At 67.0% G+C, this 2,080-nt stretch carries 4 protein-coding genes; all 4 read right to left on the bottom strand.

Features of this window, described 5'->3' with window-relative positions; translation table 11 throughout:
- On the bottom strand, positions 1–229 hold a 229-nt coding region (locus B0E41_RS16240), incomplete at its 3' end, for a DsbA family protein (protein ID WP_171984788.1).
- Positions 230–441: 212 nt separating this feature from the next.
- Positions 442–708, bottom strand: coding sequence for a DUF1289 domain-containing protein (locus tag B0E41_RS16235; protein ID WP_363351664.1), 267 nt, complete (start codon positions 706–708; stop codon positions 442–444).
- A 6-nt stretch (positions 709–714) separates the two neighbouring features.
- Entirely contained in the window at positions 715–1,236 is a 522-nt protein-coding gene (locus B0E41_RS16230; RefSeq protein WP_077332204.1) for a YbaK/EbsC family protein, read from the bottom strand.
- Positions 1,237–1,262: 26 nt separating this feature from the next.
- Complete coding sequence (locus tag B0E41_RS16225) at positions 1,263–1,928, bottom strand: LysE family transporter (protein WP_077332203.1); 666 nt, start codon at positions 1,926–1,928, stop codon at positions 1,263–1,265.
- Positions 1,929–2,080: the final 152 nt, after the last annotated feature.

Here is a 2,080-nt window from a genome sequence, read left to right as displayed (position 1 = left end):
GCCGCACACCCTGCTGATGCGCCAGCCAGCCCACCTGCCGGTAGGTCCACTCGCGCTTGCCCGGGATCTCGGCCGGCCCGAGTTGCCCGTGGGCCTTGAGCAGCGCCGCGAACAGCACGGGCCGGTAGCGCACGTGCACGCTGAGACCCATGAGCGCCTGCGGCAGTTTCTCGAACGCGAGGTGCGCGTAGGGCGAAATCGGGTCGTAGAAGAAGGTCAGTTCGTGCATGGTGCTGGCCCAGGTGTTGGCTTTGACGTCGGTCCCTGACGGCGTGGGTCTCAGAGGCTGAGAGTTTTTCGGGCGTGTCCGAGCAACGCCACAAAACGTGCTCGATCAAGGCGCAAAGCACAGCCATAGCTCAGGCTATGGCGCGCATTTGCAACGCAGAGCGGGTGCGTTTTGGGGTGGTGAGCGGGCATGAGCGAAAGACTCTCAGCCTCTTAGCCCTGCGGCTGCTGCCGCGCCTCGATGCGCTCCCAGACGACGAGCCGCGCCTGATCGCCCAGCCCGCTCCAGGCGGCGATCTCTTCCACCGTGCGGTAGCAGCCGCTGCACAGGTCGGTGGCCGGGTTCATCTGGCACACGGAGATGCAGGGCGACGGCACCTCGGGGTCCACGTGGCGCGCGCGCGCGTCGTCAAGGTTGATGAGCGGCCGCATGCGGGGCACGGGCGCCGGGGTTCGGGAAAACAGCTTCTTGAGGAACATGTGGGGTCAGGGAATGGCGGGCACGGTCACGTCGTGCACGGGCGCGCCGGTAAGGTGTTGCAGGTCGTGGGGCGTGAGGCGGAACACGCCGTGCGGATGGCCCGCCGCGGCCCAGATTTCGCCGAAGCGAAACAGCTGGTCATCGATCAGCGTCACGGGCGGCGTGGCGTGGGCCAGCGGCGAGACGCCACCGATGGAAAAGCCCGTCTTGTCCTTCACGAAGTCGGCGTCGGCCCGGCCCAGTTTGCCGCCCTCGGCGCAGACGATGGCCTGCACCTTCTTCTCGTCCACCCGCAGGTCGCCCGAGGTGATGACGAGCACGGCCACGTCGTCGGTCTTGCGGCGAAAGATGATGCTCTTGGCGATCTGCCCCAAGGCCACGCCCAGGGCATCGGCCGCCTGCTGCGCGGTGCGCGCGGCGTCGCTCAACATCACCGGGGGGTGCGGGTGACCGAGCGCTGCCAGGGCAGCGGTGACGCGCTGCACCCCGGGCGGTCTGTCCACGGAATTCAAGGGGGCTTCACTCATGGGCGGCAATGGTAGCGGTCAGGGTTTCAGCCCGCCGAACGTTTGATCAACAACAGGCTCGCGCCCATCGCCACCAGCACGCCGCCAAACACGCGGTTCTGCGCGCGGCGCGCCTTGGCGGTCGCCAGCCAACGCTGCGCACGCGAGGCGAGGAAGGCGTAGCCGTGCATCACCACCAGATCGACCGAAATCGTGGTTGCCAGCAGGATCAGCAGTTGCGGCCACAGCGGGCGCAGCGGATCGATGAACTGCGGCAGCACCGCGACCATGAAGACAATGCCCTTGGGGTTGGTCACGTTGGTGAAGAAGCCGATCAACACGCGCTCGCGAACGCTGGGCCCGACCCTCTCGTTTGCCACGGGCGCCGCCGCCTGGGGGAGCCCCGACGGCGCCATGGGGACCGGGTCAACCGGCGCCCTCCACTGCCGCCAGCCCAGCCAGAGCAGGTAAGCCGCGCCCACGACTTTGACCACGGTGAAGGCGGTGGCCGAGGCCATGAGCAGCGCCCCCACACCCACCCCGGCCACCAGCAGGATCACCATCAACCCCAGCTGCAAACCGACAATGGTGGCGCCGGTGCGGCGCACGCCATAGGCCAGGCCGTGCGTCATAGTGAGCACCGCCCCGGAGCCGGGTGACAGCGCAATCACCCAAGCGGCCGCGAAATAGGCCAACCAGACATTCAGATCCACAACAGACTCCAGATTTCAATCGAGCCCGAGATGATGCCCGTTTCCGCATGGCCCCGACCAGGCGCTGGGAACCAGAAACCGGCTGGGGCCGCCGTTACAAAATCACCGCACAATTTTCCGTTCAGTAGGTAGTAACCCTGAGTGGAATCCCT

This window comes from Hydrogenophaga sp. A37 (assembly GCF_002001205.1).
Classification (GTDB): domain Bacteria; phylum Pseudomonadota; class Gammaproteobacteria; order Burkholderiales; family Burkholderiaceae_C; genus Hydrogenophaga.
This window is presented reverse-complemented; position numbering and strand designations above follow the sequence as displayed.

Bases quoted from the DNA above. Each gene is read 5' to 3' on its own strand.
- B0E41_RS16235 (WP_363351664.1), bottom strand. From the start codon at position 708: ATGTTCCTCAAGAAGCTGTTTTCCCGAACCCCGGCGCCCGTGCCCCGC.
- B0E41_RS16230 (WP_077332204.1), bottom strand. From the start codon at position 1,236: ATGAGTGAAGCCCCCTTGAATTCCGTGGACAGACCGCCCGGGGTGCAG.